The organism is Providencia sp. PROV073, from assembly GCF_033688125.1.
In the GTDB taxonomy this organism is placed as follows: domain Bacteria; phylum Pseudomonadota; class Gammaproteobacteria; order Enterobacterales; family Enterobacteriaceae; genus Providencia; species Providencia hangzhouensis.
Map to the genome: position 1 here is coordinate 1,192,182 of NZ_CP096353.1, position 24,871 is coordinate 1,217,052.

Below are 24,871 nucleotides of genomic sequence, written 5' to 3' on the forward strand. Positions count from 1 at the left end.
AAAGGAGAGGTTCATCATAAGGGCATTAAAATTAGTATAACTAATTATTAATTAATCAATAAATGCTGTATAAGATTTTATCGCAAAGTAACACAATTAGGCTATAAGTCATGATGAGAAAAATAGAAGAACTGTTTGCTAACAATGAAGCATGGTCAGCATCAGTAAAAGAGCAAGATCCTGAATTCTTCAAAGAATTATCAAAAGCGCAAAAGCCAAGATTCTTATGGATAGGCTGCTCAGACAGTCGAGTACCTGCAGAAAAGCTAATTAACGCAGCACCTGGCGACCTTTTTGTTCACCGTAATGTTGCTAATTTAGTTATCCACACGGATCTTAATTGTTTATCTGTTATTCAATATGCCGTTGATGTCTTACAAGTTGAGCACATCATTATTTGTGGTCACTATGGTTGTGGTGGTATTGAAGCGGCTGTTGATAATACCGAACTCGGCTTAATCAATAATTGGTTATTACACATACGTGATATTTGGTACAGACACAGCTCTATGTTAGGTGAATTAAAACCTTGCGAGCGACTTAACCGTTTATGTGAACTAAATGTTGTGGAACAAGTTTATAATTTAGGCCACTCTACCATTATGCAATCAGCGTGGAAACGCGGTCAAAAAGTCATGATCCACGGCTGGGTCTACGGTATTAACAATGGCCGATTGCAAGACCTTCATATTACGGCGGATAGCAGAGAAAAACTTGAACTTTGTTACCGTGAAGCAATTGCGACATTAACGCAAAAAAATAATTTAAGTAAAAAGGATTGCTAAATTGCCCTCTGATTGCTGGTAAACCTATTATGTCATCAGCAATTAGAGCAAGCTTTGAAAGTAAAACCCTAAAAAACAACTTATTAACGTTGGGCAGATAAAACAAAGCGGGAAAAATAGGTATTTATCCCGCTTTATCAACAATCTCAAGCGCTATAGAATGGTGCTTTCTTATATTAAGCGACTTGTACAGGCACTGCTTTAGCAACCCTGCTCATGACATTGTTTTCATCAAAATAAGCAACCTTCGGTTTATGCGTGCGCGCATCTTCATCGTCAATTTGTACATATGAACAAATAATGAGTTTATCGCCTACCGCGGCACGGCGTGCAGCAGCACCATTAACTGAGATAATTTTTGAACCGCGCTCGCCAGAAATCGCGTAGGTTGAAAAACGCTCACCATTATCGACGTTATAGATATCAATGGCTTCATATTCAAGGATCCCAGCAGCATCCATGAAGTTCTGATCAATCGCACATGACCCTTCGTAGTGTAGGTCTGCCTGTGTGACTGTGACGCGATGGAGTTTGCCTTGTAACATTCTTCTTAACATTTCTTCTTCGTCCTTCAAATTGCAGCGTTGTTGACTACGTGCGTTCGCCCTAGTCACATACTTATGTATGCTCCTAGGGACTCACTTACTTGCCGCCTAGCTGCAATCTGAATGACTTTGAATAAAATCATAGTGCCTTCAAAACTGCAGCGTTGTTGACTACGTGTATATAAGTCGCAACAGGCTTAGCAACGCAGCAAGATGGTTGCTGTGATAGTGTTATAAGTCTTATTGTTTTATGCAATATCGCGTTGCAGGTCAACTTGTAAATTGTCAATAAGACGTGTTTGACCTAACCATGCCGCCATTAAAATAACCGCACGTTTACTGGAATCACCAAATGGTAACAACGTCTCTGCATCGCGAATAAATAGCTCATCAGGGGTAAAACCCGCTTCACGTAAGCTATTATTCATCTCTTCAATAATAACCTCAGATGCGCTAGGTTCAGCCACTAATTTTTCACCCGCTTGTTGCATAATTTGATACAGCTTAGGCGCTATTTTTAGCTCTTCTGCTGACAAATTATTGTTACGTGAACTCAGTGCTAGGCCATTTTTAGCTCTAACCGTTGGGACACTAACAATTTGAGTATCAAATGATAAGTCAGAAACTAATTTGCGAATTAATTGCAACTGTTGGTAATCTTTTTCACCAAACAAGGCAATATCTGGCTGAACTAAGTTGAACAGCTTAGTGATAACCGTTGCGACACCTCTAAAATGACCGGGACGGCTTGCGCCTTCTAACATGGTCGATAACTCAGGAACTTCAACAAAAGTCTGTTTTTCCATCCCTTCTGGGTAGAATTCTTGCGGGGAAGGTGCAAAAACTAAATTGATATCACGACGCTTTAATTTTTCGCAATCTTCTTGCAAAGTTCGTGGGTAATTGGCTAAATCAGATTGCCTATCAAATTGCATAGGGTTCACGAATACACTGGCAATCACAATATCAGCCTGTTTTTTCGCTTGGTCAATGAGTGTTAAGTGACCATCGTGTAAATTACCCATCGTTGGGACAAGTGCAATACGTTTACCTTCTTGTTTCCAACGACGAATTTCACGGCGTAAGATAAGTGCCGTTTCAACGATAAGCATACGTGTGTTCCTTATAATTACTGGCATCAATTAAGAAAAAGAATGTGCTTCACTTGGGTAAATGCCATCTTCTACTTCTTGGATATACATACGAATAGCATCATGAAGGTTGCCTGCTTGAGCTAAAAAGTTTTTAGCAAATTTAGGCGCTCGTGCGGTAATACCCAGTGCATCATGCATAACAAGGATTTGTCCATCAGTTCCATTTCCTGCGCCAATACCAATCACCGGTAATAGCAGTTCTTCAGAAACATGACTTGCTAAGGCAGTTGGAACACATTCGAGAACCAATAATTGGATACCTGCATTTTCTAATGCAATCGCATCTTTGAGTAATTGATTTGCCGTGACCTCATCGCGTCCTTGGACTTTATAACCGCCAAGAACGTTCACGGCTTGAGGTGTTAAACCTAGATGACCACACACAGGAACAGAGCGTTCTCCTAGCATTTTTACGGTATCACATAACCAGCTGCCACCCTCAATTTTCACCATGTTTGCACCCGCTTGCATCAAAATTGCTGCATTAGAACAAGCTTGTTCTGGTGTGGCGTAACTCATGAATGGCATATCTGCAATAATGAAGGCGTTTGGTGCACCTTTGCGAACGCATCGGGTGTGGTAAGCAATTTGCTCGACAGTCACAGGTAAAGTAGATGATTCACCTTGGATCGTCATTCCCAGTGAGTCTCCAACGAGCATCACCTGAATACCTTGCTCATAAAATAATTGAGCAAAGCTTGAGTCATAGGCTGTCATGGTTGCAAATTTGTGTTTGTCTTTTTTAAACTGACATAAATCAGCCAGAGAAATTGGTTTCATTATAATAACCTCCGGAAATGATCTCCCTGCGACCATACCTCATAAGAGGTTGAATATTTTAGGCTGGAATATCCCAAAACATTAGGCCATTTCGAGGGACTTGTGTGAGTCTTTCTGAAAGCTTTTCGCCATCAGGAAAAACAAGGGAAGGGGCGATTTCGCTAAGCGGATACAACATAAACTCACGCTCTTTTAGCCCATAATGTGGAACGATTAACCGTTCAGTATTGATGATACGGTTACCAAAAAGCATGATATCGAGGTCAAGCGTTCGTGGCCCCCAACGTTCCTCTTTGCGTACACGGCCAAGCTCAAGTTCGATTTTTTGTGTATGGTTAAGAAGAACTTCAGGCTCAAGGCTTGTTTCTAGTAGCACAGCCAGATTCAAAAAATCTGGCTGGTCCTGTGGGCCTAATGGTTTGGTTCGATAAACAGAAGAGGTAGAAACAACGCGGCTATTAGGAATAGCATCTAATGCTGCAATAGCTTGCTGTGCCTGTAGCAGCGGCTCACCAAGGTTACTTCCTACAGCAATATAGACTTGTTCCATTGTATTCTCTCTATCTATTATGACTTATTCGGCCGGCGAGCGCCGGTTCCACCTTGTGATGAACGTGGGCGATGGCGGCGGCGAGTAGGGGCACTACCTAATTCCGAAATCATTTCACGCTGTTTGATATTATTCGCTTGTTGAAAATCAGTCCACCATAACGCTAACTCTTGTAACTCGTTGCGGTGCTCAACATTGGCTCTTAATTCTAATAAATCAAACGCTGCACGGAATTTTGGGTGCTCCATCAGTTTATTTGCACGGCGACCTTGGCGGCGAGGTAAGCGTAATTGCAATAACCAAATATCACGCATAGTGGTTGTAATGCGTTTTGGGATCGCAATCGAGCGGCACTGTTCATCTAAAATATCATTCATTGCCAGCGCAAAGGCGTCGTAATAGGCCAACCCGCCTTCTTGAGATAGCTTCTCAGCATGCTCAGTAACTGGGTACCATAACATAACAGCAAATAAAAAAGCAGGATTAACACGCTTATCATTTTTTAGTCTGAAGTCAGTATTTTTAAGGACTTGCTCAATGATTTTTTCCATTGGCGAATCACTGTTATCAGTAAAGCGGCTTGCGACAACAGGGAAAAGTTGCTCAAATAAACCATATTTTTTGAGCATTTTATAGGTCGCGTAACCTTGGCCTGCTTGGAGTAATTTGAGTGATTCTTCAAATAACCGAGCTGATGGAATTTCTCTCAATAAATGAGCGAGTTGGTAAATTGGTTCTGCGGTTTTCGGCTCGATGCTCATATTTAATTTGCAGGCAAAACGTACCGCTCTTAGCATTCTGACTGGGTCTTCACGATAGCGCGTTTCAGGGTCACCAATTAAACGAATAACGCCAGCTTTGAGGTCTTTCAAACCATTAACGTAGTCACGTAATGTGAAGTCTTCAATATTGTAATATAGGCTATTAACGGTGAAGTCCCGACGAATCGCATCTTCCTCAATAGAACCAAAGATGTTGTCGCGTAACAACATACCGTTTTGCGCTTGTGCAGATAAGTTTTTGTCATCTGACACATTTTGGTCATGGTGACCACGGAAAGTTGCAACTTCAATAATTTCGGGGCCAAACATAATATGGGCTAGACGGAAACGACGACCAACTAGACGGCAATTACGAAATAATTTGCGGATCTGCTCAGGTGTTGCGTTCGTAGTTATATCGAAGTCTTTAGGCTTTTGGCCTAAAAGCAAATCACGCACACCACCCCCCACTAAGTAGGCTTCAAAGCCACTTTTATTTAAGCGATACAGTACTTTTAATGCATTGTCACTAATATCACTACGCGAAATAGGATGTTCGGAACGCGGGATAACAGTAATGTTTTCGTCGTTTACGGTTGTCATTGTAGGGCGCTTCTCAGGTGTTGAATCGGCACGTTGAGATTGACGAACCGTTTTTTTAATAGGGGCTGTTTTATGGGGTTGAGCGGTGTTCTGCTCTTTAGATGCGGTTTGCGCATGAGCAGAATGAGTGACTGGCCTTTTACCGGCTGCCTGTATATCTCGCGAAGTATCACGATGTTGTTCTACATCTTCAGGGGATGCGTCTGTATTGCGAGATAAAATATTACGGCAGAAATTTGCTACTCGGTTAAAAATAGTACACCTCGATGTCATTACCAATATTCATTAAACAAAAATAAGCGGCTAATCATAGCTCACAGAAGTTTCTTTGAGAATGGTTAAACGAATAAAAGTCATCTCTAATTATAAACGTTACCAATAAAATTTACGCAAAATAATAGCTCAAAAAGCGATCTCACTATAGAAGTATAGGTTTAGAAGCCTTATTTTAAGCGCTTTTTTGTTGTTAGAGGATTATTCAACTTCAAACTATGGGGTTAAATAACAGCCAAATCTATCTCCGTAAAAAATTACGTGAAAGTAAATGTTTATCTTACTTAAAAGAGCACGATAGGACGTTATCGCCAACCAATTGGCAAAAAGATGCGGGAAGGATAGATTTTATGTGATAGCTAACGCAAGGAATAAGCTCTGAGCTGAACATAACAGGATGTAGAGTTCCCTTGTAACGGCGCAGTAATATGCGCCGTTCAGGACTCCATATAGACACTAGCCAGCCATTTGCTTTTCGCGAATTTCAGCTAATGTTTTACAGTCGATACATAAATCAGCGGTAGGACGGGCTTCCAAACGGCGGATACCAATTTCTACACCACATGATTCACAATAGCCAAAGTCGTCATCTTCAACTTTTTTCAGCGTTTTTTCGATTTTCTTAATCAGTTTACGTTCACGGTCCCGGTTACGTAATTCAAGGCTGAATTCTTCTTCCTGAGCGGCTCTATCAACGGGGTCTGGAAAGTTAGCTGCCTCATCTTGCATATGAGTAACAGTCCGGTCCACTTCATCTCTGAGTTGATTGCGCCATGCTTCGAGAATGAGCTTAAAATGCGCCAACTGGGCCTCGTTCATGTACTCTTCGCCAGCTTTTTCATGATAGGGTTCAACCCCAGCAATGGCGAGAATGCTTAAGGACGATGTCTTACGTTTTTGCCCTTCTTGCATAATGCTTCTCCTACACACGCAAATTTTACAAAAACCCCAAGGGGGAAAAATTAAGGTCGCTATAAATAGCAGAAGACTGCGCTCTTGGCAATCGTTCCTGCAATGAGTTTTGTAATGCTGTGAGGGCGAGCGTGTTTATTCCCTTTTTAGCGCCCAGAACTCTGCGGCCTCGTATAAAAAACGGTTAAAAAAACTTTATTTAATAGAGTTAAAGTGAATCTGCTTACTTAACACCATTTGTTGAACAGTTATATCAGCTTGATAACAAAGCACTTCAACACCACTTTGTCTCGCTTCCTCCAATAAGAGCGCATATTGTTTATCAATATGTGCCGCTGCAGATGCTACGTGAATACCTGTGTGTAAAGCAACAAACAATAGTATGGCTCTTTTTCCTTCTTTCGCAATATGCATGAGCTCTCTTAAATGTTTTTGGCCTCTAAGTGTCACTGCATCAGGAAAGAACCCCTGATTATTTTCTAGTAAAGTTACTGATTTTACTTCGATAAAGCAATCTGGTAATCCATTTTGCGTGAGATAGAAATCGATTCGGCTATTTTCTGTGCCATATTTAACTTCAGGCTTTATTACGCTGTATTCGGATAATTCTGGAATGTGTTTTTCGGCTAAGGCTTGTGCAACTAATTGGTTCGCACGAAGGGTATTAATGCAAATAAAGTGGCCATTTGTGGTTTGGGTTAACTCCCAACTATACGGATACTTGCGTTTTGTATTATTGGACGTCGAATACCAAATGGTATCACCAGGGGTAGCACAACCTGTCATAGCGCCTGTATTCGCACAGTGAATTGTAATTTCTTCACCGCTCGGTAAAGTAACATCAGCCAAAAAGCGCTTGTAACGCTTAATCAAAGTAGCTGGTTGTAAGGCGGGTTCAAATTCCATGGGGTCTCCGCTATCGTTGTCGGTAATATGCTTACTGGCAAAAGAGGCTAATGCTACAATGTCTGACAGTAAAAGTTAAATACATGGAGTGATAACCTCAGTGTTACCGATATTCGAAGTTTGTGAGGACATACTTACCGCGTTAGTCGCTTCACCTCAAGTTTTGCTTCATGCACCTACAGGTGCAGGTAAATCAACGGTTTTACCGTTAGAAATATTAAAAAGTGGGGTTATTGATGGGCGGGTTATTATGTTGGAACCCCGTCGCTTAGCGGCACGTTCAGTAGCGGCTCGCCTCGCACAGCAACTTGGTGAAGATATCGGTCATACCATCGGTTTACGCATGCGCTCTGAAACTAGAGTTAGTCGCCACACGCGTCTTGAAGTCGTGACAGAAGGCGTACTGACCCGCTTACTGCAAAATGACCCAATGCTTGAAGGGGTTGGCTTAGTCATTTTAGATGAGTTTCATGAACGAAATTTACAGGCAGACTTAGGTCTCGCTTTGTTAATTGATTCACAGCAAGCCTTACGTGAAGATTTACGTATTCTATTGATGTCAGCGACACTGGATGATCAAGGGCTGAATCAGTTGTTTCCTGATGCTCCAGTTATCACTTCACAAGGGCGTACGTTCCCCGTAATACGTGAATATCATCCGATTAACCCAAATAAACTCTTTCATAAAGAAGTGGCACTAGCGGCTTGGCAGTTATTGCAACAAGAGCACGGGTCTTTATTATTATTTCTTCCAGGTATGGGGGAAATCGAGAAAGTAAGAGTAGAACTCGCTTCGATGGTAAGTGAGGACATACTTTTATGTCCTTTATACGGAGCATTATCTCTACAGGCTCAGCAACAGGCGATACAGCTGGCACCAGAAGGAATGCGAAAGGTCGTATTAGCCACCAATATTGCGGAAACCAGTTTAACGATTGAAGGGATCCGCCTTGTGATGGACAGTGGTTTTGAACGTGTGGGTCAGTTCAACCCACGAACAGGACTGACAAAGCTCATTAAACAGCGAATCAGCCAAGCATCGATGGCGCAGCGAGCTGGTCGAGCTGGCCGTTTAGAAGCAGGTGTTTGTTGGCACTTATTTAGTGAAGAGCAAGCTGAACGTGCGGCTCAATTTAGCGAGGCTGAAATTGCACAAAGTGACCTAAGCAACTTATGGTTATCTTTATTACAGTGGGGCTGTCACGACGTGGCACAGCTGAATTGGCTGACTTTACCCCCGAAACCTGCGATATCTGCGGCAAAAAATTTACTTAATCAATTAGGTGCCATTGATGTGGCTGGTAAGTTAACGCCTTTTGGGCAGCAGATGGCGGTGTTAGGCAGTTCAGTGCGAACAGCGGCAATACTATGTAAGGCACAACAAACCCAAAATCAGCATGTTATTCAATTAGCTGCGTTGCTGGTGGCGATTATCGAGGAACCTCCTCGTCAACAAGATGCGGATCTTCGTTATTATATAGAAAGGCCAACTGAGGGGTGGTGCAAGAGAGCATCAGCGCTTTGCGAACAAAAAGTGTTGAGTACCATTGGTCAGCAAGATGCGCTAATTAGTGAGTGGCTACCAACGTTGTTAGCTGTGGGTTATCCCGATCGCATTGCGAAATCTCGAGATAACCAACATCGCTATCAATTAGCGAGTGGTTTAGGGGCAATATTGGGTGAATCGGATAGGCTAATGGGAGAGTCGTGGTTAATGGTGGTGTCTTTATGGCAACCCGAAAATATGGCGGATGCGCGTATTTCCTTGGCTTATCCTATTGAAATTGACAGATTACAAGCAGATTGCCCATCTTTATTTAACACTCAAGAAACGGTCGAATGAGATGAACAAAAAGGGACCTTATTAGCTTGGAAACGCTTGCAATGTGGCCAATTAGTAGTGAAATCAGAACGTTTGAGCAACCCTGATAAGGCTGAGATTCGCCAAGCGCTGGTTTATTGGTTGAAGCAAAATGGCTTGCAGCAGTTAAATTGGCAGGAAGATGCTTTGCAATTGTGTATTCGCTGCATGCTAGCTAAGCGGCATTTTCCTGATATTGCTTTTCCTGATTTTGATGATATAGCGCTATTAGATTCGTTAGATGAATGGCTTGAACCTTATCTTGATGGCATAACAAATAAGCAAAAACTACAGCAGATTGATTTAGCCTCTTTATTAATCAATCGATTAGATTGGCAGCAGCAACAGTGGTTAGAAAGTATGTTTCCGAAGACCTATCGAGCGCCATCTTTACATGATGTAAGTATTCACTATTCGTTAGATAAGCCACCAGTGATAGCTATTCGTATGCAAGAAATGTACGGGGAAAAAGCGAACCCGACAGTAGCACAAGGGAAAATTCCTATTACGCTCTCTTTGCTTTCTCCTGCGATGCGGCCATTACAGATTACGCAAGACCTTGGCGCATTTTGGCAGGGTAGCTATAAAGAGATACAAAAAGAGATGAAAGGGCGTTATCCAAAGCATTTATGGCCGGATGACCCTGCAAATACTGCGCCAACGAGACAAACAAAAAAAGCGATGATGGGTGCGAAATAACCTATTTTTGTGCTCTAATAGCGGGTTTCCTCATTCAGGCTATCGATGCGTTAACCTGAGTAAGGAAATGTAATTAAGAGCTTTCTTTGGTGAAATCTCTGAGGTTATGAGCCAAAATTAACCACTAAACTGGCGTAACTAGTGAGTTATTAAGTTATTTTGTCATGTGATATGGAGTGACCATGTCAGGTAAAGATTTTGAACCGATCGGCAGACGTAATAAAAAAACTGCTGGGAAAAAACAGTCTTCATCTCGCCGCCGTAGAGACCGCGATGACTATGACGATGAAGATTTATTTGAAGATGATGATATTGATGAACAATATCTCGATGATGAAGATGAAGAAGAGCAAATGGCTAAAAAAGGCTCAAAAAAGAACAAGCCTCGGAAGGTAAAAAGTAAATGGCGTTGGTTTTGGCTGCTAGTCAAACTGATGATCGTATTTGCTGTTTTACTCGCGGCATATGGTTTTTATTTAAACCAACAAATTAAAGAACGTCTCGATGGTAAGGTTTGGGATTTACCCGCCGCAGTATACGGCCGGATGGTTAATCTTGAACCGGGCATGGACTACAGCCAGGCTGAAATGGTTCGCCTGCTTGAAGGTATGCAATACCGTAAAGTGAGTAAAATAACGACATCGGGCGAATTTGTAGTACGCGGTAATAGTATCGAAATCTTACGCCGACCGTTCAATTTCCCTGATCAAAAAGAAGGGCAAATACTCGCGCGTATGGTGTTTGATAATAACGCGTTGAGCAAAATTGAAAATATGGAAAACGGCCGCTCATTTGGCTTTTTCCGCTTGGACCCGAAACTGATCACGATGATGCAGTCGGCGAATAATGAGCAACGGTTAGTTTTACCGATATCTGATTTCCCTGAGTCCTTAGTTAAAATCTTACTAGAAACCGAAGATCGAAACTTTTATGAGCACGATGGTGTCAGTTTGTACTCTATTGGCCGTGCTGTTGTTGCTAACTTAAGTGCAGGACGCTCTGTTCAAGGGGGAAGTACCTTAACTCAGCAGTTAGTCAAAAATCTCTTTTTGACCAATGAACGGACATTAAAACGTAAAGCCAATGAAGCGTACATGGCGGTTTTATTGGACTATAACTACAGCAAAGAGCGCATTTTAGAGCTGTATTTAAACGAAGTCTTTTTAGGCCAAAATGGTAATGATGAAATTCGTGGTTTCCCATTAGCGAGCTTGTATTACTTTGGTCGTCCAATCAATGAACTAAGTTTTGATCAACAGGCGTTATTAGTCGGTATGGTGCAAGGGGCATCAACGTATAACCCTTGGACTAAGCCACAAAATGCGATTAAACGCCGTAATATCGTACTGAAAATCTTGGAAACACGCGGTGTGATTGACCAAGAAATGTATCAGGTACTGAGCGCAAGGCCTCTCGGTGTGAAAAATAAAGAAGGGCTAGTGGCTTCTCAACCTGCCTTTATGCAAATGGTTCGTTCAGAACTCAATGAAAAATTGGGCGATAAAGTTAAAGAACTCTCTGGTGCGAAAATTTTTACCACTCTAGATCCTGTGGCTCAAACTGCGGCTGAAAATGCAGTTGAGAATGGTGTCGCTGATTTACGTAAATCTCGTAAATTAGATGACATAGAAGGTGCAATGGTGGTAGTTGACCGCATTAATGGCGAAGTACGCGCTATGGTTGGTGGTTCTCAACCCCAATATTCAGGGTTTAACCGTGCGTTAAATGCACGGCGTAGCATTGGTTCTCTGGCAAAACCTCCGGTATACCTCGCTGCACTAAGTGAACCGGACCGTTTTCGTTTAAATACATGGTTAAAAGATGAGCCACTAACAGTAAAAGTCGGGAATCAAAACTGGAGCCCAAGAAACTACAGCCGTAATTTCAACGGCCGTATGATGTTAGTTGACGCTTTGGCAAAATCACAAAATATCCCAACGGTAAACTTAGGGCTAGAGGTTGGTTTAGACCAAGTGTTTAATACTTTTGTACGCTTAGGAGCTCCCGCGGCTGCTATGGAAAAAGTTCCTGCGATGTTATTAGGTGCAGTTAACCTAACACCAGCGGAAGTTGCTCAAGTTTATCAAACCATTGGTGGTGACGGTAATCGTGCGAAATTATCTGCATTGCGTTCTGTTATTGATGGAGATGGCAATGAAATTTACCAAAGCTACCCATCAGCAGAGCGAGCAGTACCTTCCCAAGCGGCATACCTCACATTGTATGGTATGCAGCAAGTGGTTAAACAAGGTACGGGCAGAGTCTTATTGACCAAATACGCCAAGTATAATTTAGCCGGTAAAACAGGGACAACTAACGATCTACGCGATAGCTGGTATGCAGGTATTGATGGCAAAGAAGTGGCGATTGTGTGGGTTGGCCGTGATAATAACGGTCCAACACAATTAACAGGGGCGACAGGCGCACTGAAAGTGTACCAACGCTACTTAGATAACCAAGCGCCATTAGCACTTATCAACCGTGCACCAGAGGGCATTGTTGATATGCAAGTCACTGCTGACGGCCAATTAAGTTGCTCAAACTTCGGCGGCGGTAGAATGTTGCCGATTTGGACAGATAACCCAGAAGGGTTATGCCAAGCGTCAGAAGAGCAAGCCCCGGTCTGGGACTTAAATGGTAATAATGGCGAGCAACAAGATGATGCGCCGGATTGGGTTAAGGATATGTTTGGCAATAACCCCTAAATTCTCGTCATATTTCAAGTTGTGACTGTGTTGGCTTCATTCGTCAACCCTAGTCACATACTTGTGTATGCTCCTAGGGATTTCCTCATTTGCCGCCTTGCCACAACTCGAACTATTTAGAGAATTAATTAGTTGGTGAATTGCTTATTTGAAAGGCTAATTATTTGAATGTTAATTAGTTAGGGAATTGTGGTGTAAGGCTCTTCTCGTCATATTTCAAGTTGTGACTGTGTTGGCTTCATTCGTCAACCCTAGTCACATACTTGTGTATGCTCCTAGGGATTTCCTTATTTGCCGCCTTGCCACAACTCGAACTATTTAGAGAATTAATTAGTTGGTGAATTGCTTATTTGAAAGGCTAATTATTTGAATACTAATTAGTTAGGGAATTGTGGTGTAAGGCTCTTCTCGTCATATTTCAAGTTGTGACTGTGTTGGCTTCATTCGTCAACCCTAGTCACATACTTGTGTATGCCCCTAGGGATTTCCTTATTTGCCGCCTTGCCACAACTCGAACTATTTAGAGAATTAATTAGTTGGTGAATTGCTTATTTGAAAGGCTAATTATTTGAATGCTAAATAGTTAGGGAATTGTGGTGTAAGGTTTTTTTCGTCATATTTCAAGTTGTGACTGTGTTGGCTTCATTCGTCAACCCTAGTCACATACTTGTGTATGCTCCTAGGGATTTCCTTATTTGCCGCCTTGCCACAACTCGAACTATTTAGAGAATTAATTAGTTGGCGAATTGCTTATTTGAAAGGCTAATTATTTGAATACTAATTAGTTAGGGAATTGTGGTGTAAGGCTTTTCTCGTCATATTTCAAGTTGTGACTGTGTTGGCTTCATTCGTCAACCCTAGTCACATACTTGTGTTTGCTCTTAGGGATTTCCTTATTTGCCGCCTTGCCACAACTCGAACTATTTAGAGAATTAATTAGTTGGTGAATTGCTTATTTGAAAGGCTAATTATTTGAATGCTAATTAGTTAGGGAATTGTGGTGTCGAACCTAGAGTTATCTATTCTTAACTATATCTTAACTATAAAAAAATAGAGGTGAAAATGGATAAAATTTCACCTCTATAACATCAATGTGAATTAATTCTCTTTAATTTTCATCAATGCAGTTTCTGCGGCTTTGATAGTTTTCTCAATGTCTTCATCGCTGTGGGCGATAGACATAAAGCCAGCTTCAAATGCAGAAGGCGCGAGGTAAATACCTTGCTCTAACATGTAATGGAAAAATTTCTTAAAGCGCTCAACGTCGCATTTTATCACATCTTGGTAACAAGTTACGGTTGGGGCATCGGTGAAGAAAATACCAAACATGCCACCGACGTGATTGATAACCATCGGGATACCTTGCTCTGCGGAAACACGTTTTAAACCACGAGCTAACTTTTCTGTTAATTCATTTAAACGTGAGTGGACTCCCGGCTGAGAGACTTCTTTTAAGCAAGCGAGGCCAGCAGCCATCGCGACAGGGTTACCAGATAAGGTCCCTGCTTGGTAAACAGGCCCAATTGGTGCTAGTTTTTCCATAATTTCAAGGCGGCCACCGAAGGCACCAACAGGCATACCACCACCGATGATTTTACCTAAACAGGTTAAATCAGGCTGAACATCGTAGTAATCTTGTGCCCCACCTAATGCGACGCGAAAGCCTGTCATGACTTCATCAATGATGAGTACGGCATTGAATTCATCACATAATGCACGTAAACCGGGTAAAAATTCAGCTGTTGGTGGTACGCAATTCATATTTCCTGCAACAGGTTCAACAATGACACATGCAATATCTTCTGGATAATTTTCAAATGCTTGGCGGACTGAAGACAGGTCATTATAGGTACAAGTTAATGTGTGTTTGACAAAATCTTCAGGAACGCCAGGAGAGTTTGGTTCGCCCATAGTAAGCGCACCAGAACCCGCTTTGACTAATAAGCAATCTGCATGGCCATGATAGCAGCCTTCAAATTTGATGATTTTGTCACGGCCTGTGTAACCCCGAGCTAGGCGAATTGCGCTCATGGTCGCCTCAGTGCCTGAATTTACCATGCGTACCATATCCATAGAGGGGACTAGTTCACAAACTAATTCAGCCATTTCAACTTCAGCGGCAGTCGGAGCACCAAAACTTAATCCTTTATGAACCGCTTTGATCACGGCATCACGGATCTCAGGATGGTTATGGCCTAAAACCATTGGTCCCCATGAGCCAACATAATCTACATAGGTTTTACCATCAACGTCATAAATATAAGCGCCATCCGCTTTTTCAATAAATAATGGGGTTCCACCAACACCATTAAAAGCACGAACAGGGGAGTTTACACCACCAGGAATTTGTTCTTTTGCTTGTGCGTAAAGTTTTTCAGATTGTGACATCGCAGGGCTCCAGAAAGAGGCTAAGAAAAAAATTGCTCTCATTCTAAAGCACCACACCAATTAAACCAAATGTTGATACGAAGATATGCACAATGTGTCTAATTGCGTAACAACACTTGAACCATTTAGTCAAGTGGCGGATAATTAGGTTAATTGATCTGAGTAGGTTTTAGCCTACACATGAATTTACCGGTCACCGGTTTGGAGTAAAAAATGAGTGATGATGCAGCTCTGCCTTTGCAATTTACTGATGCGGCAGCAATTAAAGTTAAAGATCTAGTCTCTGATGAGGACAACCCAAACCTGCGTCTGCGTGTTTATATCACTGGTGGCGGATGCAGCGGTTTCCAATATGGTTTCACATTTGATGACCAGATCAATGAAGGCGATATGACAATCGAGAAACAAGGTGTTGCTCTTGTCGTAGACCCAATGAGCCTACAATATTTAGTGGGTGGAAGTGTTGATTATACTGAAGGCTTAGAAGGTTCGCGCTTTATTGTGACCAATCCGAATGCTAAGTCTACTTGTGGGTGTGGTTCGTCTTTCAGCGTCTAATTTTCGTCATATTTCGAGCTGTGGCGGTGTTGGCTTCATTCAGTTACTCGGGTCACATACTAATGTATGCTCCCCGAGATATCTTCATTTGCCGCCTTGCCACAACTCGAACTATTTAGAAAATTTTTGTAATTTGTAATTCTCAATCAGATAATGCGTTTAACTGCTCGCACAGTTGTTCTGTCGCATTAACAATCCTTGGGCCTGCTCGGTGAAACCAATCTTCATTTAATCGGATAATTGGGACATTGAGCTGTGAGTGCCAAAATTCTTTCACTGCTTTTTCCTGTTCTGCCGAGCCCGTCATGATTATTACATCTGGTTTGCGAGTGAGCACCTGCTCACGACTGACTTGAGGCCATTGAACAGCGCTGTTAGCAAAAATATTTTCACTCCCACAAAACTCTACGACATCATTTTGCAGCGTGTGGTTACCTGCGCTAAATAAAGGCTGAGTACCGAGCTGAATGAACACTTTCTTTGATTTTTTATTAGAAATTTTTTCTTTTTGATAAGGAGCGACCCTAGAGCGCATTTTTTCAACATTTTGTTGTGCTATCTCTGGGGTTGGGCTGTATTGTGCTAATTCAATCACTGAGTTGATGACATCATCAATAGTTTGAGGATCGAAATAAATAATTGGGATACCGAGACCTGCGAGTTGCTCAAGAGGCCGCTGGGGGTTACCTCCCCGCCATGCGAGGATTAAATCAGGTTTAAGTGCGATAATACGTTCTACATTTAAACCTTGCCAATCAGAGACTTGTTCTAATTTTTTTGCTTGCTCTGGGTAATCGGAGTAAGCACTGACCGCAATTAAGCTATCTCCAAGCCCTGCTGCATAAGCAAGTTCAGTATTGGCCGGTGATAAACTAATAACGCGCTGCTTTGCCGCTCCTAGTGCAGAAAAGGCCACCAATAAAGCACATAATAAGGTGATAGTAAGGGAAAAATAATGCGTAATTCGTTTCATAACAAAATTCATCGTAGAATTAATTAAAAGGTATAACTAACAAATGGTTATACCTTTTTTGCAAATGATTAAGCGAGTTTAGCTAAAATTGCTGTGATCATCAGGGAAGATTGACGGGCAGCAACAGGTAAAAACTCATCGAAGCTCGTGTGGGATTCTTTATCTGCAACATCTGAAATGGCACGAACGACGACAAATGGAATGCCAAATTGGTGACATACTTGACCAATCGCGGTGGCTTCCATTTCTACTGCCGCAACTTGTGGGAACATCGCTTTGATGCGCGCCAGTGGCTCAGCACCATTAATAAAAGCATCACCGCTACAGACTAATCCACGAACAGCGTTCATATCCAATAACTTAATGCATTGCTCAGCAACTTCAATTAACTTAGTATCAGCAACGAAAGCTGGCGGACACTGTGCCATTTGGCCGGGTTCATAACCGAATGCGGTCACATCAGCATCATGATAACGAACTTCTGTAGATACCACGATATCGCCGACGTTTAAACGAGGGTCTAAACCACCTGCGGAACCTGTGTTAATCACGACATCTGGTTGGCAATGCTCTAATAATAGTGTTGTACCGATTGCGGCTGCGACTTTACCAATACCTGATTTCAATAACGTAACGTCAACGCCATTAATTTGGCCTGTATAAATCTCACAACCAGCACGGTTAATAGTTTGGCAGTTTTCAATTTGTGAGCGCAAAATCGCCACTTCCTGTTCCATGGCACCAATTATTCCAACTTTCATTTTGTCTCCTTTTCCCTGCACAATTTGCACTATTAATGTCAATATAGTGTCAATATTTTGACTAGGGACGATAATGTTTTATTGTGTTATTGCTGCATTCTTCGAGTGGGCTCGCAATTTTAATTGCAACAACTCGAATTTTGACAACGAAATTACAAAGATGCACGAAGTGTAACATTGAAAGGTGAGTCGTGAAGGTTTTTTCCTGTATTTAGGCTATATAATGAAACATCAATCGAAATAGGGAAGGTGGCAGAGTGGGTGAGATTAATTTTGTTAAGAAGCTAAACTTTCAGCGTAACTACATGAGCAGTGCGAAAAACCAAAAAATTTCACCTAAAGATGAAGATGCGGTTAATCGCTTATTTGAAAGTGATCGTGGGCGGATTATCAATTCAGCAGCCATTCGCCGCTTACAACAAAAAACACAAGTTTTCCCCTTAGAGCAAAACGCAGCAGTACGTAGCCGATTAACTCACTCACTAGAGGTTCAGCAGGTTGGCCGTTACATCAGTAAAACGGTTTTAGGTGAATTAAAAAAGAAAAAATTACTGGAGCCCTATGGGTTAGATGAACGTTGTGATGCGTTTGAAAGCTTAGTCGAAATGGCTTGTTTAATGCATGATATCGGTAATCCACCATTTGGGCACTTTGGTGAGGCCGCAATTCAACGGTGGTTTACCAAGTTACTGTCGCCAAGTTACTTATATACACCCAATTCCCCTGACCCATGCCAAATACCGGCATTACAATTAACTGGAAATGAAAAGCAAGACTTATTCCGCCGTCAATTAAAGCAGGATTTATGCTCATTTGAAGGTAATGCGCAAGGGCTGCGCATGGCGCATCGTTTACTCAAACTAAACTTAACTTATGCACAAATTGGTTCTATCTTAAAATATACGCGTGGAGCTTATGATTTGGAGCCAATTCCCCCTGAGTTTGATTATTTGATGAAAAAACCAGGCTATTATTGGTCAGAGGTGGACTTTGTCAGTGAGTTAACCAAAAAACTCGATATGGAGAAATACTGCCGTTTCCCTCTGTCCTATATTATGGAAGCGGCTGATGATATTTCATATTGTATTGCTGATTTAGATGATGCCGCGGAAAAAGGCATTTTTACTGTTGAGCAGTTGATTGAGTACTTAAAAGCAGAGTGGGGTGATATTGAACAAAATGATTTGTTCGATCAAACTGTCATGCGAGCTTTCAATAATATCAGTGACAACCACACAAGGCGTATTCAGCAAGATCAGTTCTTTATGTATTTGCGCGTTAATATTACAGGGAAGTTGTCTCATTACAGTGCACTGCAGTTTATTAAAAATCTGCCTGAAATTTATAATGGCACTTTTAACAGCGCTTTGTTAGAAGATAAAAGCCCAGAACATAGATTACTGAAAGTATTGAAAACAGTGGCTTTTAAACATGTATTTAACCACCATGAAGTTGAAGAGTTAGAGTTGCAAGGCTACCGAATTATCAGTGGGTTATTAGATTTTTATAGCCCATTACTGATGATGAATAGAAGGGATTTTGCTGAGCTCGTTGAAAAAAATTACCACAAGCACTTTTTCATTGAAACGAGATTGTTCCATAAATTATCTAATAAGCATCGCTTATCTTACACGGAAGCACTTGAGAAAATTTCTGCAACGAATGAAGCAGATAAATCTATTCTGGAGTTTTATTATCGAGCTCGTTTGATTCAAGACTATATTAGCGGTATGACAGACCACTATGCCTATGAAGAATATCGTAAATTTATGGTTAGTAACTAATATAATAATTGAATGGCATAATAAAAATGGAAAAGTAGTCAATCAAATGATAGGAAAAACAGGTATAATGGGACTGACCGTTTTTCTGGATTAATTAGCGAAAAAAACAACGCATTAAAATTGAAAACTCGGCAATCATGATTTTTATAACTTAATACTCTGTAGTGACTACTTTATGGCTCAATTTTACTCTCCTAATCGCCGTACCACTTCACGCCGTCAAATCACGGTTGTAGCTGATAGCCTCGATGCTGCAGGGCAAGGTGTTGCCCGTATCGAAGGAAAAACCATTTTTGTAACAGGTTTATTGCCTGGAGAAGAAGCACAAATTGAATTGACGGAAGAGAAGCGGCATTTTGCTAAAGGGAAGGTGACTAAACGCTTGAGCACGAGCCCACAAAGAGTAAAGCCTCGGTGCCGTTATTTTAATCAATGTGGGGGGTGCCAACAGCAACATGTTGACATTGCACTGCAAAGAGAAAGCAAAGCTCATGCTTTAGCTTACTTGATGCAGCGCGAAACATCGCTAGATATATCCGTTCCCACGGTGATTAGTGGTGAGCCATATGGTTACCGCCGTCGAGCTCGATTAGGTCTACAGTATCAGCCTAAAAGTAAAAATGTCGTTATGGGGTTTCGTCAATCTCAATCTAACACATTGGTTGATATAAAAAATTGTCCTATCTTGTCCCCTGATTTGGATATCTTACTAAAACCACTTTCTGAATGTATTAACCAGCTCAGTAATAAATCGAAACTGGGCCATGTAGAACTTATTCGTGCAGACAATTGTAAAATTGTATTGATTCGTTACTTAACCCCTTTTTCGTTATCAGATACCCAAAAGTTAAGCGATTTTGAAAATCAGCACGGAGTGTCTATCTGGTTAGCGGGTAATGATGAAAACTTACAGGCTCTGTCACCAAATTCGCCACAACCTGAATATCAAGTTGCAGGGGAAATACTAAAATTTAATCCGTTAAATTTTATTCAAGTGAATGGGCAAGTTAACCAGCAGATGGTAGAACAAGCTTTAGCATGGTTAGATCTAAACAGTGAAGATAGGGTATTAGATCTTTTTTGTGGAATGGGTAACTTTACATTGCCAATTGCACGGTTAGTGACATCTGTTGTGGGTGTTGAGGGTGTGGAAAATTTAGTCGAACAGGCACGAAACAATGCACAGCTCAATACTATTTGTAATGCGACATTCTATAATGAAAACTTAGAAGCCCAGATACACACACAACCTTGGGCAGTTCATGGCTTTAATAAAGTGTTATTAGACCCAGCTAGGGCTGGAGCTGCTGGTGTTATGGAACATTTAATTAAACTGATGCCAGAAAAAATTGTCTATGTTTCATGTAACCCCACAACATTGGCAAGAGATAGCAAAGCTTTACTCGATGGGGGCTATCAATTATTACAGTTGCGGATGCTAGATATGTTTCCGCAAACTAGCCATTTAGAGTCAATGGCGTTATTTATCCGTCGCCCAGAGGTTTAATAGGTAGGGAGAACATATGGTTGCAGTAAGAAGTGCGCATCTTACCCCAGCAGGTGAGTTTGCCCCAGAAAAGTGGGTTAACGGCCTGGGATTGAGCAATAAACAATCAGAAGAAAAGCTCATCCATACCTGGCAATATTGTCACGATAAATTAGCCGGACAAGAAATCGCCCCTCTGTTGCTGTGGCGCGGTATTGAAATGACCGAGATCCTATCGACATTAAGTATGGATATCGGCAGCTTACAAGCGGCTTTGCTTTTCCCCTTAGTGGAAGAAGGGAAGTTAGAAGAACAAGAAGTTATTGAGGAATTTGGCAAATCCATTCACGAACTTGTTAAAGGCGTGCTGGAAATGGATGCGATCCGCCAACTCAAAGCAACACAATCAAGCGAAACCAGCTCGACACAAGTCGATAATATTCGTCGTATGCTACTGTCAATGGTAGAGGATTTCCGCTGCGTTGTTATTAAGTTAGCGGAACGAATTGCTCATTTACGTGAAGTCAAAGATGCAACGGAAGATGAGCGCGTCTTAGCTGCAAAAGAGTGTTCAAATATTTATGCTCCTTTAGCAAATCGCCTAGGAATTGGGCAGTTAAAATGGGAGTTAGAAGACTTTTGTTTTCGTTATTTGCATCCCGATGAATATAAGAAAATTGCAAAGCTCCTCCATGAACGTCGTATTGACCGTGAAGAGTACATAGATACTTTCGTAACAACCTTACGTAAGTACATGTTAAAAGAGAATATTCAAGCAGATATCTATGGCCGACCTAAGCATATTTACAGTATTTGGCGTAAAATGCAGAAAAAATCATTGGCATTTGATGAACTGTTTGATGTGCGAGCGGTGCGTATTGTCGTTGAACGCTTGCAGGATTGTTATGCTGCATTAGGAATTGTTCATACCCATTTTCGCCACCTTCCTGATGAGTTTGATGACTATGTGGCGAATCCAAAGCCTAATGGTTATCAATCGATTCATACAGTAGTATTAGGGCCAAACGGCAAAACACTTGAAATTCAAATTCGTACCCGTCAAATGCATGAAGATGCAGAGCTGGGGGTTGCGGCGCATTGGAAATACAAAGAAGGCGCGACTGGTATTGGCAAAGGAAGTAGCTACGAAAACCGTATTGCGTGGTTACGTAAGCTGATTGCATGGCAAGAAGAAATGGCAGATTCTGGCGAAATGCTAGATGAAGTTCGTAGCCAAGTGTTTGATGACAGAGTGTATGTTTTTACCCCAAAAGGGGATGTGGTAGATTTGCCAGCAGGCTCGACGCCGCTTGATTTCGCTTATCACATTCACAGTGATGTCGGCCATCGTTGTATTGGTGCAAAAATAGGTGGGCGTATTGTTCCATTTAGCTATCAATTACAAATGGGTGACCAAATTGAAATTATCACTCAAAAGCACCCAAACCCAAGCCGTGACTGGTTAAATCCTAACTTAGGGTATGTAACAACCAGCCGTGGGCGAGCCAAAATCCAAAATTGGTTCCGTAAACAAGATAGAGACAAAAACATCCTCGCAGGGCGCCAAATTCTAGATAGCGAATTATCGCAGCTTGATATCAGCCTCCGAGAGGCCGAAAAACTGCTAATCGCGCGCTATAATGTTCACTCATTGGATGAAGTTTTAGCAGGAATTGGTGGTGGTGATATTCGTATCAACCAATTAGTGAATTTCCTGCAAAGCAAATTTAACAAAGCCACCGCAGAAGAAGAAGACCGCGCGGCAATGAAGACATTAGAAAGTAAGTCTTCACTCCCAAGAGCACCATCCCATGGTAGTGGTCGAGTGGTGGTTGAAGGGGTTGGTAACCTAATGCACCATATTGCACGTTGTTGCCAGCCAATTCCAGGGGATGAAATTGTCGGTTTTATCACGAAAGGACGAGGTATTTCTATTCACAGTGCGGATTGCGAACAATTAGCTGAGCTGCAAAGTCATGCGCCAGAACGTGTGATAGATGCAGTTTGGGGAGAAAACTATTCCAGTGGTTATTCTCTCGTGGTTAGAGTTGTCGCCAATGACCGTAGTGGTCTACTACGTGATATCACGACAATATTAGCTAATGAGAAGGTTAATGTGCTTGGCGTCAGTAGCCGCAGCGATGTGAAGCAGCAATTAGCAACGATAGATATGACAATTGAGCTGTATAATATTGAGGTGCTGAGCCGGGTGTTAGCAAAATTAAATCAGTTGCCGGATGTTATTGAGGCAAAACGCCATTCCCAGTGATTTTCTTCATATTTTGAGTTGTAGGGGTGTTGGCTACACTTAGCTACTCGGGTCACATACTTATGTATGCTCCCCGAGATATCTTCGCTTGCCGCCTACCTACATCTCAAACTATTTTGAAAATCAGTACTGTTATATTGTCAGTGGTTTTCTTCATATTTTGAACCGCAGCGTTGTTGGCTGCGCGCTCTCATCTTAGTCACATACCGATGTATGCTCCTACATTTTCTTCATATTTTGAGCCGCAGCGTTGTTGGCTGCGTGCTCTCACCTTAGTCACATACTGATGTATGCTCCTACATTTTCTTCATATTTTGAGTTGTAGGGGTGTTGGCTACACTTAGCTACTCGGGTCACATACTTATGTATGCTCCCCGAGATATCTTCGCTTGCCGCCTACCTACATCTCAAACTATTTTGAAAATCAGTACTGTCATATTGTCAGTGGTTTTCTTCATATTTTGAGTTGTAGCGTTGTTGGCTGCGCGCGCTCATCTTAGTCACATACTGATGTATGCTCCTACATTTTCTTCATATTTTGAGCCGCAGCGTTGTTGGCTGCGTGCTCTCACCTTAGTCACATACTGATGTATGCTCCTAGGGGCTCGTTTACTTGCCGCCTAGCTGCAATTCAAACTATTTTGAAAATAATTTTTTGCAAATGTTCAATAATCTTTTCTTTGTTTTTTCTTTTGTTGGGAAAAATTTGTTGAACAGGTGTCATTTCTGATAAGTTTGAGATAAAGATGACAATTAGAAACAAAAGAAAATCAAAGGTTAATACAATGAGTCAGGAAAAACCCGAAATCGAACGCTTATTATCCATTATGGCACAGCTGCGTGACCCACAAACAGGTTGCCCATGGGATAAAGTACAGACATTTAAAACTATTGCACCTTATACACTTGAGGAAACCTATGAAGTGCTTGATGCGATAGAACGTGAAGATTTTAACGACTTAAAAGGTGAGCTGGGCGACTTATTGTTCCAAGTGGTTTTCTATGCGCAAATGGCGAATGAAAAATCATTGTTTGATTTTAATGATATTTGCCAAGCAGTGAGCGATAAGCTTGAACATCGTCACCCACATATTTTTGATACAAATAACACATTGAGCAGCTCGGAAGTGATTGAGGGATGGGAAAAACGAAAAGCAAAAGAGCGAGCTGAAAAATCGCAGTTTTCTGTGCTAGATGATATCCCGAATTCGCTCCCAGCACTAATGAAAGCCTATAAAATTCAAAAGCGTTGTGCTTCGGTCGGTTTTGACTGGGATACGTTAGGCCCTGTTGTGGGTAAGGTTCATGAAGAACTTGAAGAGGTGATGGAAGAAGCCACACAGGTGGTTGTTGACCAAACTCACCTAGAAGAAGAAATCGGCGATTTATTGTTTGCCGTAGTGAATTTATCTCGCCATTTAGGTCATAAACCTGAAATAGCGTTGCAAAAAGCTTGCAACAAATTTGAAGGCCGTTTTCGTCAAATCGAAAAAAGCCTAGCGGAAAGTGGCAAAACGACAGAAAGTGCTACACTTGATGAGATGGAAGGGCTTTGGCAGCAGGTTAAGAGTCAAGAATAAAATGGTTCGTCATATTTCGCACTACAGCGTTGTTGGCTGCGTTCGGCTACTCAGGTCACATAACTGGTGTATGCTCCCTGAGATATCTTCTCTTGCCGTCTAGCTTTGCTCGTCATATTTCGCACTACAGCGTTGTTGGCTACGTTCGGCTACTCAGGTCACATACTTGTGTATGCTCCCTGAGATATCCTCTCTTGCCGCCTAGCTGTAGCACGAACTATCTAGAGCATTAATTATATATAGAACGAAGCATCTACAGAAAAATTCGATATGGTTGGTTTGTTCTAAAATCACCTCATGCAATGGCTCCAAACAAAGCTTCAAAAACAATATGTAGGTTGAAGTTTTCGAAGGTTAAATGTGGAGAGTTAGAGTAAATAGTTATTCAAAATCAAAGTTAGTGCAGAATCGCATTTTTTACACCATACAATGAGCTGAAAGGATTTAGCTTTTGTGTTTGAACTGTGTTAATCTATAAAAATAGATAAAGATGACTAATTTTGAAGCGATAAATATTTTTCGCTTTTAACTTGCTGAT

At 41.6% G+C, this 24,871-nt stretch carries 17 protein-coding genes and 1 pseudogene; 8 read left to right on the forward strand and 10 right to left on the reverse strand.

Annotated elements, in window-relative coordinates:
- Window positions 1–110: 110 nt before the first annotated feature.
- On the forward strand, window positions 111–785 hold the full coding sequence (gene can / locus M1F17_RS05305) for a carbonate dehydratase (protein WP_004260515.1): 675 nt from the start codon (window positions 111–113) through the stop codon (window positions 783–785).
- Between the two features lie 176 nt (window positions 786–961).
- Here the strand turns inward: can and panD are convergent, their stop codons facing one another.
- From panD to sfsA, 7 genes are all read right to left on the reverse strand, one after another.
- The gene (gene panD, locus M1F17_RS05310) at window positions 962–1,342 is read right to left on the reverse strand and encodes an aspartate 1-decarboxylase (RefSeq protein WP_036958294.1); all 381 of its coding nucleotides are present in this window, start codon (window positions 1,340–1,342) and stop codon (window positions 962–964) included.
- 236 nt (window positions 1,343–1,578) lie between these two features.
- Window positions 1,579–2,442: a pantoate--beta-alanine ligase gene (gene panC / locus M1F17_RS05315; RefSeq protein ID WP_144140760.1), complete on the reverse strand. Its 864-nt coding sequence runs from the start codon at window positions 2,440–2,442 to the stop codon at window positions 1,579–1,581.
- A gap of 30 nt (window positions 2,443–2,472) precedes the next feature.
- Window positions 2,473–3,264 (reverse strand): 3-methyl-2-oxobutanoate hydroxymethyltransferase, encoded by a 792-nt coding sequence (gene panB / locus M1F17_RS05320; protein WP_036958292.1) that lies wholly within the window; start codon window positions 3,262–3,264, stop codon window positions 2,473–2,475.
- A gap of 58 nt (window positions 3,265–3,322) precedes the next feature.
- Window positions 3,323–3,814: a 2-amino-4-hydroxy-6-hydroxymethyldihydropteridine diphosphokinase gene (gene folK / locus M1F17_RS05325; RefSeq protein WP_004260498.1), complete on the reverse strand. Its 492-nt coding sequence runs from the start codon at window positions 3,812–3,814 to the stop codon at window positions 3,323–3,325.
- Between the two features lie 17 nt (window positions 3,815–3,831).
- The gene (gene pcnB, locus M1F17_RS05330; protein WP_206077539.1) at window positions 3,832–5,178 is read right to left on the reverse strand and encodes a polynucleotide adenylyltransferase PcnB; all 1,347 of its coding nucleotides are present in this window, start codon (window positions 5,176–5,178) and stop codon (window positions 3,832–3,834) included.
- Window positions 5,179–5,907: 729 nt separating this feature from the next.
- Window positions 5,908–6,363 carry an RNA polymerase-binding protein DksA gene (dksA, locus tag M1F17_RS05335; RefSeq protein ID WP_004260494.1) on the reverse strand — a complete coding sequence of 152 codons (456 nt, stop codon included), beginning with the start codon at window positions 6,361–6,363 and terminating at the stop codon, window positions 5,908–5,910.
- A 195-nt stretch (window positions 6,364–6,558) separates the two neighbouring features.
- On the reverse strand, window positions 6,559–7,269 hold the full coding sequence (gene sfsA, locus M1F17_RS05340) for a DNA/RNA nuclease SfsA (RefSeq protein ID WP_004260493.1): 711 nt from the start codon (window positions 7,267–7,269) through the stop codon (window positions 6,559–6,561).
- Between the two features lie 100 nt (window positions 7,270–7,369).
- Here sfsA and hrpB point away from each other — a divergent pair.
- Together hrpB and mrcB are read left to right on the forward strand one after the other, a co-directional pair.
- Window positions 7,370–9,829: pseudogene (gene hrpB, locus M1F17_RS05345) on the forward strand (ATP-dependent helicase HrpB).
- 182 nt (window positions 9,830–10,011) lie between these two features.
- On the forward strand, window positions 10,012–12,534 hold the full coding sequence (gene mrcB / locus M1F17_RS05350) for a bifunctional glycosyl transferase/transpeptidase (protein WP_004260488.1): 2,523 nt from the start codon (window positions 10,012–10,014) through the stop codon (window positions 12,532–12,534).
- Window positions 12,535–13,632: 1,098 nt separating this feature from the next.
- On the opposite strand, the gene hemL is transcribed toward mrcB, so the two are convergent.
- Window positions 13,633–14,922: a glutamate-1-semialdehyde 2,1-aminomutase gene (hemL, locus tag M1F17_RS05355; protein WP_318837429.1), complete on the reverse strand. Its 1,290-nt coding sequence runs from the start codon at window positions 14,920–14,922 to the stop codon at window positions 13,633–13,635.
- A gap of 213 nt (window positions 14,923–15,135) precedes the next feature.
- Between hemL and erpA the strand changes: the two genes are divergently transcribed.
- Window positions 15,136–15,480 (forward strand): iron-sulfur cluster insertion protein ErpA, encoded by a 345-nt coding sequence (gene erpA, locus M1F17_RS05360; RefSeq protein ID WP_004260480.1) that lies wholly within the window; start codon window positions 15,136–15,138, stop codon window positions 15,478–15,480.
- Between the two features lie 142 nt (window positions 15,481–15,622).
- Here the strand turns inward: erpA and btuF are convergent, their stop codons facing one another.
- Window positions 15,623–16,453: a vitamin B12 ABC transporter substrate-binding protein BtuF gene (btuF, locus tag M1F17_RS05365; protein ID WP_144140758.1), complete on the reverse strand. Its 831-nt coding sequence runs from the start codon at window positions 16,451–16,453 to the stop codon at window positions 15,623–15,625.
- 68 nt (window positions 16,454–16,521) lie between these two features.
- Window positions 16,522–17,214 carry a 5'-methylthioadenosine/S-adenosylhomocysteine nucleosidase gene (gene mtnN / locus M1F17_RS05370; RefSeq protein WP_144140756.1) on the reverse strand — a complete coding sequence of 231 codons (693 nt, stop codon included), beginning with the start codon at window positions 17,212–17,214 and terminating at the stop codon, window positions 16,522–16,524.
- A gap of 257 nt (window positions 17,215–17,471) precedes the next feature.
- Here mtnN and dgt point away from each other — a divergent pair, with 257 nt between their 5' ends.
- The 4 genes from dgt to mazG all read left to right on the forward strand — a co-directional run bounded on the left by dgt (window position 17,472) and on the right by mazG (window position 24,333).
- Window positions 17,472–18,998: a dGTPase gene (gene dgt, locus M1F17_RS05375; protein WP_094960955.1), complete on the forward strand. Its 1,527-nt coding sequence runs from the start codon at window positions 17,472–17,474 to the stop codon at window positions 18,996–18,998.
- Window positions 18,999–19,173: 175 nt separating this feature from the next.
- Window positions 19,174–20,505, forward strand: coding sequence for a 23S rRNA (uracil(1939)-C(5))-methyltransferase RlmD (gene rlmD, locus M1F17_RS05380; RefSeq protein ID WP_094960956.1), 1,332 nt, complete (start codon window positions 19,174–19,176; stop codon window positions 20,503–20,505).
- A 16-nt stretch (window positions 20,506–20,521) separates the two neighbouring features.
- On the forward strand, window positions 20,522–22,753 hold the full coding sequence (gene relA, locus M1F17_RS05385) for a GTP diphosphokinase (protein ID WP_094960957.1): 2,232 nt from the start codon (window positions 20,522–20,524) through the stop codon (window positions 22,751–22,753).
- A gap of 785 nt (window positions 22,754–23,538) precedes the next feature.
- Window positions 23,539–24,333: a nucleoside triphosphate pyrophosphohydrolase gene (gene mazG / locus M1F17_RS05390; RefSeq protein ID WP_036958289.1), complete on the forward strand. Its 795-nt coding sequence runs from the start codon at window positions 23,539–23,541 to the stop codon at window positions 24,331–24,333.
- Window positions 24,334–24,871: the final 538 nt, after the last annotated feature.

Bases quoted from the DNA above. Each gene is read 5' to 3' on its own strand.
- mtnN (WP_144140756.1), bottom strand. From the start codon at position 17,214: ATGAAAGTTGGAATAATTGGTGCCATGGAACAGGAAGTGGCGATTTTG.
- panC (WP_144140760.1), bottom strand. From the start codon at position 2,442: ATGCTTATCGTTGAAACGGCACTTATCTTACGCCGTGAAATTCGTCGT.
- hemL (WP_318837429.1), bottom strand. From the start codon at position 14,922: ATGTCACAATCTGAAAAACTTTACGCACAAGCAAAAGAACAAATTCCT.
- mazG (WP_036958289.1), top strand. From the start codon at position 23,539: ATGAGTCAGGAAAAACCCGAAATCGAACGCTTATTATCCATTATGGCA.
- sfsA (WP_004260493.1), bottom strand. From the start codon at position 7,269: ATGGAATTTGAACCCGCCTTACAACCAGCTACTTTGATTAAGCGTTAC.
- btuF (WP_144140758.1), bottom strand. From the start codon at position 16,453: ATGAAACGAATTACGCATTATTTTTCCCTTACTATCACCTTATTATGT.
- panD (WP_036958294.1), bottom strand. From the start codon at position 1,342: ATGTTAAGAAGAATGTTACAAGGCAAACTCCATCGCGTCACAGTCACA.
- pcnB (WP_206077539.1), bottom strand. From the start codon at position 5,178: ATGACAACCGTAAACGACGAAAACATTACTGTTATCCCGCGTTCCGAA.
- can (WP_004260515.1), top strand. From the start codon at position 111: ATGATGAGAAAAATAGAAGAACTGTTTGCTAACAATGAAGCATGGTCA.
- panB (WP_036958292.1), bottom strand. From the start codon at position 3,264: ATGAAACCAATTTCTCTGGCTGATTTATGTCAGTTTAAAAAAGACAAA.
- mrcB (WP_004260488.1), top strand. From the start codon at position 10,012: ATGTCAGGTAAAGATTTTGAACCGATCGGCAGACGTAATAAAAAAACT.
- dksA (WP_004260494.1), bottom strand. From the start codon at position 6,363: ATGCAAGAAGGGCAAAAACGTAAGACATCGTCCTTAAGCATTCTCGCC.
- relA (WP_094960957.1), top strand. From the start codon at position 20,522: ATGGTTGCAGTAAGAAGTGCGCATCTTACCCCAGCAGGTGAGTTTGCC.
- rlmD (WP_094960956.1), top strand. From the start codon at position 19,174: ATGGCTCAATTTTACTCTCCTAATCGCCGTACCACTTCACGCCGTCAA.
- folK (WP_004260498.1), bottom strand. From the start codon at position 3,814: ATGGAACAAGTCTATATTGCTGTAGGAAGTAACCTTGGTGAGCCGCTG.
- erpA (WP_004260480.1), top strand. From the start codon at position 15,136: ATGAGTGATGATGCAGCTCTGCCTTTGCAATTTACTGATGCGGCAGCA.